The organism is Syntrophomonas sp. UBA1041, from assembly GCF_002316705.1.
In the GTDB taxonomy this organism is placed as follows: Bacteria; Bacillota; Syntrophomonadia; order Syntrophomonadales; family Syntrophomonadaceae; genus DTU019.
In genome coordinates this window covers 13,694-20,483 of the sequence record NZ_DCEA01000011.1, presented here as the reverse complement: position 1 = coordinate 20,483, position 6,790 = coordinate 13,694, and the positions used below count along the sequence as shown (strand labels likewise).

Genomic DNA, 6,790 nt, shown 5'->3' with positions numbered 1-6,790 from the left:
CAGGCAAGGGCAGCAGGCAAGGGGACGGTTCTGTTGCCTGCTTGAACCGTTAGACTTGCTGTAGAATGTGAGCGTGAGCGGCTACATAAATCGTCCCGGGAATACCACTTACATCAACAGTAAACGTATAGGTTGTAAAATAGCCATCAGGGGCAGGTGGATATTTATATGGAAAACTTCCAGGATTACTGTTAACTGGAGCAGTAGCACCGACATATAGATGCACCTGGTTCATTACATAGGGAAAATCGGTTGTAAAGGTTACTAATAAGTTAGTGCCTTGGCGAAGAAGGTGTACCGTACCCACAGGAATATTAGTTGCCCCCAACCCAAGAACAACAGTTTTTTCTGTATCCGTACTTTCAAAAGTGAAATACTGAGCATTGCCGGTACCGTACTCAATTCCCACTCCCCAGGCTGAACCTGCATCAACAAATATAGGAGGGGAGGGAGGCCGGGTCGGTGTTGAAAATATATCCATGATATCCTCAAGTTTAAATTGCAGGAGCATCTGATTCTTTATAATTGTTTGTAATGTCCGCCTCACTTCACGGTTTACAGAGAGTAAACCCGAAATGGAGGTTGCTTTTACGGATAAACCAGGAAGAGCTCCCAATACAGCCTGTAATTTTTCACCCTCAGCATTAATAATATGGGCCAAACCAAGCTCTTCCAGGGCTATAGATGCTAATAGCAGGTTGATAACCTGGGTTCTATTTATACTTATTGACGGAGTAATACTGGGAATAGTCGGAAATGACATATTCAATCAACTCCTTATTAGGGGTTATGCTATTATTTTATGCTCGCTTTTTAAAAATGTTAAAATAGTCCATTAATGTTGTATTTTTAAACATAGAAAGTTCGTTATATCGTTTGATTTATGCGCATCTTAAACTCTGCAAGGCCACCCAGCTCAGAGAGTCTGTAAATATGGAAAGCCGGATAATGCGTATCTACAAAAAGTTCAAAACCCAGAGCGACAGCACGAATGCAAAAATGCCGGTCCTCGCCCACAAAGCTAATATTATAAATTTCCTTAAAATTAACTCCGGCCTGAATAGCCCTCTTGCTTATTAGAGTGCAGGCTCCCAAACCGCCAACTTTGTAAACTCCGGGCACTTTCACTTGGTTCAGAAATTGTAGAACCCGCTGTAAGACCTGGCTCTCGCTTAAGTTTTCTCCTCTAAAACACTTGAACAGGTTATACTGGTCAGAAACCCATACTTGTGGTAATTCAGGGAAATCAGGCTGCCACCTGGTCCAAAATATTTCTGATACAATATCTTTTTTCAGGCTTACTAAATGCTCTAATGTTTGGGGATGTAACACTAAATCCGAGTCAACCAAAAACAAATAATCATAATCATCTTCCCTTGCTTTGTTAATAATGCTGTTTTTCAATTCTGCTACTTTCCAAATAAGTTCTTCCTCCCAAATATGGGTACTCTCGTTACATATATACGGTCTTTCATCTTGCACTTTGGTAAGAGATGTATTCGGATTCCGGGCAGCAAAAGCGGCCAGCAATTGGCTGGATTCTTCTTCGCTATTGTCATCAATAAAATAAAAATCAAGGTTAACCGTGCTCATGCTTAATTCCTTAATGCTTGATAAGAAATTACTTAATATTTCAGTCTTCTGGCGAATTGGACTTCCCAGGAGTACCCTGGGCTTACCTTCTGGCATAAAAACCTCCATCTCGCCGCACCAGCGGTGATACAAATAGTAATGAAAAAGTATTTTTCACGCTAATTCTCCTTACCATTCGATAGTCAAATCACAGGGGGCAAATAATGGCGTTTCGGGTGCCAGCCATTGAATTCGGGCAAAGCTTAATTCAGGTTCGGGCACTTCACTGGAGCGAACATAGACCAGGTCTCCGTTGGCTAATAACGTTATAATCAATTCCCCTAATTTACCGTAATCGACCGGGTTACTTAGGAGTTTAATTTCAACGGTTCGGCTATTTGTTATTTTATTTGCAGGTATCTCATTTATCTTGTTTTTTAGTAAAAGCAGCCAGCGCTTGCGCCAAAGATCCTGGGAAAAAGCCAGGGCCACTTCGAGATTTCGTCTTTTGAATAAATTTAATTGCTCCGGATTATCTAATAAATTCATAATGGCCTGCTTTAGCTCCTCTGGTCGGGGATCAATCAAAAAACCATTGTAGTTATTAATAATCAAGTCCGATAACCCACCAATCCGAGTGGCTATAACCGCATTACCGGAAGCCATCGCTTCCAGACAGGATAAACTGGTGCCTTCACTGTGAACCGACGGAATTAGAGAAATATCCGCAGCCTGGTAAGCTCGGGGCATTTCCTCCATTGACAGGGGATAATGTCTCACCCTTTCACTCCATTTTTTTTGTTTTTCTATGACCTGATTTATATCTTGTTCTCCCCCTCTGCCCACAAAATGAAATTCAACTTCAGGATATTGCTCTAAAATATCATCCAAAATTTCCAGAACCATATATAGCCCTCGCGCGGAATAAAGCTGGCGGGGATAAAGAATTACTGTCTTATCTCCCTTTTCCAAATAATCTTCTGCCGGCTTAAATACCGACAGGTTGACATAGTTGGGAATCAATTTAGTCTTTTGCCCCAGGTCAAAATCTACCGTTTGCAACCAATTGGCGGTATTAGTATCTACCGAAACCAGGTCTTCACAAGCTTTAGCTCCATCAATATAGCGCTGGTTCATCAGCCAGTACTCTACCGCGTTTTCGTAGTCATTGTATGGATTATCCCAGGAAACTCCATGACTTATGCCTATATTGGGAGCAGCTGCCAGTGGCCAGGCCTCAAAAAAGGCTGAATAGATATTGAGGGCTGTTCTCCCCTGAACTTGTTCATAAAAAACCTGGTTAAAGTCCCTGGCACATTTTAATATCCAGCCTTCAGCCCTTATTCCACGTCGACTTAAAGATACAATGTCGATATTTTTAAAGCGCCGCATCCAGGAGTAATCCCCATATTGAAAAACAATCAATTGATTATTAAGCTCTGTGCAAATTTCCGCTAAATCAAGTAAATAGCGTTCAGCTCCCCCATTATAAAAATACTCTCCGCAAAAATCCAAGAAAGTCGCCGTCATTACAGCAACCTTCCCCAGAAGATTAAGGTTGGCATAAGGCAGCCAACCGAGCGGGAGAGACTTTATTCTTGCTTCTATTAAAGCTACGTTGGCTTGATTTTCCTGACCCTCTTTGAGACATAACCCTTTACTGTTAGAGGAAAACTTCTCCATAATCGAGGTGCTTGGAAAATAACTAATCAGGTTTGCCTGCTTAGAAATGTCCTCCGATATATCATTAGGAGTGTCCATATCAATGTGGAACCAAAGCAGTTTATGATGTAAAACTTCAGCCCAATCCGGATGAATGTTTTGTGTCGACAATACAATAGCGGAAAGGCTTTTTATTACCGGGATAAGGGAGAACCCTTGATTAACTAAAATCAGCTTCTCCTCCAGAGTCTCTATGCCCCCTGAATCCGATGGCTTGCATAAAAAACACAGATACCCCTTGTAAGACATTTCCCTCAAGAGTTGCATTAATTCCCGTTTGGGATTCTCATTTTCAGGAATAAGATAGAGTATTGCCGCCTTATGTTTTTGAGAATTCAGTACCCTTACTATTTCCAGCATTTCAGCACTGAATTTTTTATCCCTCGGTTTGGAATCCGTGGTTAACGCTCTTGTCAAATCGCATTCTCCTTGATCGCTTTTGGGGGTAACGGATTTTTTTGAATGATTCTGCAAACACGCCTTTTTCTTCAATACATATTATGAAGATAAGAAATCCATTTTGATATCTTATGAGACTATGAGTTTTTAAGTGAGTTTAAGGACCCTTTGGACTTATTAAACACTGGTTTTCCGAGGGTAAGTAATGGAGAGGGGGTTAAGTAGTGGCAGGTTGCTCTGACTTATCTTTTTATGACCAGGACTATTTTGACCGGGGATGCCAGTCAGGGAAAAGTAACTATGTAGATTATTCCTGGGAAAGAATTGGCGGGGAAGTAGAAAAAACAGCCGCACATATAATAAAACATTATGCACCGGCTAAAACGTTGGATGTAGGATGTGCCAAGGGCTTTATGGTTAAAGCTCTTTATGAGCGGGGAGTTGATGCCTACGGCATAGATGCCTCCGATTATGCGGTAAGCAAAGTACCGGCAGAAGTTAACGACCGGGTAAAACTTGGTTTGGCCTCGGATTTGACCTATAACAGCAACGAGTTTGACCTGGTTACCATTTTTGATGTTTTAGAACATATTCCCGAAGAATTAGCTTACCCAACCTGTGCCGAGTTATTGCGCGTTTCCAGCAAATGGGTTTTAGTGTACGTTGTGACTAAGTATGAACCGGATGATATTGATCCTACCCACATAAATATTAAGCCCCGAGAGTGGTGGGAAGCCAAATTTGTGGAACTGGGCGGGAAGATATGCTCAACCAACGTTATTTATAATCCCGATATATGGTGGTTTAATTTAGCCGAGCGTTTAATCCTGGTAAAAAAGTAAACCTCTCTCCAGTTCTTATTGCTTTATCAGGAGGTGCCTTTGTGGGTCAAAACAAAAAGAGCCTGTCTTTAGCAATGATTGTAAAAGACGAAGAAAACTGTATAAAGAGATGTTTAGATAGCGTAATAAACCTGGTAGATGAAATTATCATTATCGATACGGGGTCAACAGATAAAACCATAGAAATTTGCCGTTCCTATAACGCTCAGGTTTTCCCTTACCCATGGAATAACAACTTTGCCGAGGCCCGCAACTTTGGACTGGATAAAGTTACCCAGGATTGGGTTTTATGGTTGGATGCAGATGAGGAAGTAGCTCCAGAGAATAGGAATCAGCTAAATAATCAGACACTCTTTGAGGATTATGATGCTCTCTCAGTCCCGCTTATTAATTTCTACGGTGAAGCGGTTGATCATGACCAGGTGGTTCAAATAGCTCAACCCCGGTTTTTTAGAAACCATATGGGCTTCCGCTTTGAAAATAAAATCCATGAGTGGCTTAACCTTTCCTCAGCGTATGAACAAGACCGGGTGGGGTTTTTAGATTTAAAAATCTATCATTATGGGTATATGAACTCACAGGTAGAGAATAAGCAGAAATTTAAGAGAAATGTTAGTTTGTTATTACGAGAATTAGCAGAAGAAAAGAATCATTCCTGGACCCATTATTATCTGGCAGCAGAGTACTATCGGAGCAATGAGTTTAATAAAGCCTTTGAGCATGTTAATCAATCTATAGAATTATTTATAAATGAAGGAATTATTCCGCCCCCCTCGATGCTTTATAGTTTGAAGTATTCGATTTTAATGGAAACCGGAAGCTGGGAGGGAGCATGGCCAGGCATTAAATCCGCAGTTAAAATGTATCCTGATTATGTAGATCTAAAGTTCTATATGGGAGTAATCCTTTATTACAAAAAAATGTATCAAGAAGCATTAGATTGTTTCCGAAAATGCCTCGAATTAGGTGAAAGCAACCTTAATTATTTAACTATCAAGGGATTGGGCAGTTTCAGTGCCTGGTTTTATGCAGGGCTTTGTTTTGAGGAATTAAAAAATGAAGAGGAAGCCTTTTTGGCATATCTTAAGGCGTTAATTATTTCGAATAATTATATACCGGCTCGCGAGGCTATTACTAAACTAATAAACATGCACCCCAGCCTGGCTGATCGTATAAAATATCTTAAACCCGAGTTTATGAGACTTTTAGAAAGTACTAAATAGCGTTTTTTTCAAAATGGGATATGTAGAATTGTAACAAGTCGCTCTTTAACAACATATTTATAGAGTATATTATGTAAAAAGGAGGGATTAAGTAATGTCATTGCCAACTATTCCAACTATTACCCCATCAATAAACCTCAATAGAACTCAAGTTATAAACCTGTTGTTAGCCTCCGTAGCATTGGAGGAACTTGGTTTAGCCCATATTATTAATGCTGAGGGTGAAAAACTACAGGCTGTATTGGGAACCCTTCCTGGGTTAACTATAACAGCAACTTCCATTTCGGGCTTACTCTCTGTTAACCGTGAAGTAAGAAGGTCTTTGCAAACTGTTCTAAAGAACCAAATGTTGCTGGAGTTTAAATTAGAAGACATCCTGGATATTCCCCCCGGTTAATAATAATAACTATAAATTAAGGTCTTGATTTCAGGGTTATTTGGCAAAGTTATACTTTCTCAAATAACCCATTTCATTTACCAATAATTATGTACAGGCATTCTGGAGGAAAACGGGAGTGGCTGATTTCCTATTTAACCGCATTCCCAATCATCATGTTTACGGACAGTGCTGTCTAATAGCGTTCTCAAATGCCTATAGGCTTGCAACGAATAGAGTGTCTATTTTTTAACAACTAGGCAACGGATTGAATATTAATATTAACATAATAATAACAGAAAGGCGTTGAGTAATATGACTATGCCTGAATTCCCTCCCCAGCATCATCGTCCCGATTTATATCATACAATTATCGATCTCCTGGATTCTATCGCCCTGGAAGAAATCGCTTTATCTCATTTGCTAAATGCGGAAGCGGAGAAAATTCAGTATTTTATTGGTCATATATCATCGTGTACCCCGGCAGATGTTTTAATAGACTTTAATGCGGTTGTGAATGAAACCTTGGAAACGGTAATTATGAAAGAATGGCTTCTCCTTAGAAAATTGGAGAAAGTTACCCGGTTCTTCCACCAGCGATTCCCGGCACCAATTCCCCCACGTCCGCCGATACCCCCATGTCCACCGGTGCCACC

Annotated in this window: 7 protein-coding genes; 4 read left to right on the top strand and 3 right to left on the bottom strand. The window is 40.4% G+C overall.

Annotation, left to right across the window (positions count from 1 at the left end; genetic code table 11):
- Positions 1-49: 49 nt before the first annotated feature.
- The 3 genes from B2633_RS02300 to B2633_RS02290 form a co-directional block, all read right to left on the bottom strand.
- Positions 50-763, bottom strand: a complete 714-nt coding sequence (locus tag B2633_RS02300) for an alpha-helical endospore appendage domain-containing protein (RefSeq protein WP_276623937.1) — start codon at positions 761-763, stop codon at positions 50-52.
- Positions 764-867: 104 nt separating this feature from the next.
- A complete protein-coding gene (locus B2633_RS02295) occupies positions 868-1,689 on the bottom strand; it encodes a glycosyltransferase family A protein (protein WP_061215281.1) in 822 nt (273 codons plus the stop codon).
- 72 nt (positions 1,690-1,761) lie between these two features.
- A complete protein-coding gene (locus tag B2633_RS02290) occupies positions 1,762-3,786 on the bottom strand; it encodes a glycosyltransferase family 4 protein (protein WP_483168918.1) in 2,025 nt (674 codons plus the stop codon).
- Positions 3,787-3,917: 131 nt separating this feature from the next.
- Here B2633_RS02290 and B2633_RS02285 point away from each other — a divergent pair, with 131 nt between their 5' ends.
- From B2633_RS02285 to B2633_RS02270, 4 genes are all read left to right on the top strand, one after another.
- Positions 3,918-4,535 (top strand): class I SAM-dependent methyltransferase, encoded by a 618-nt coding sequence (locus B2633_RS02285; RefSeq protein ID WP_061215283.1) that lies wholly within the window; start codon positions 3,918-3,920, stop codon positions 4,533-4,535.
- A 41-nt stretch (positions 4,536-4,576) separates the two neighbouring features.
- Positions 4,577-5,758, top strand: coding sequence for a glycosyltransferase (locus tag B2633_RS02280; protein WP_082736250.1), 1,182 nt, complete (start codon positions 4,577-4,579; stop codon positions 5,756-5,758).
- 94 nt (positions 5,759-5,852) lie between these two features.
- Complete coding sequence (locus B2633_RS02275) at positions 5,853-6,155, top strand: alpha-helical endospore appendage domain-containing protein (protein WP_061215284.1); 303 nt, start codon at positions 5,853-5,855, stop codon at positions 6,153-6,155.
- A gap of 294 nt (positions 6,156-6,449) precedes the next feature.
- Positions 6,450-6,790: alpha-helical endospore appendage domain-containing protein (locus tag B2633_RS02270; RefSeq protein WP_483168916.1), on the top strand; the 341-nt coding region annotated here is incomplete at its 3' end.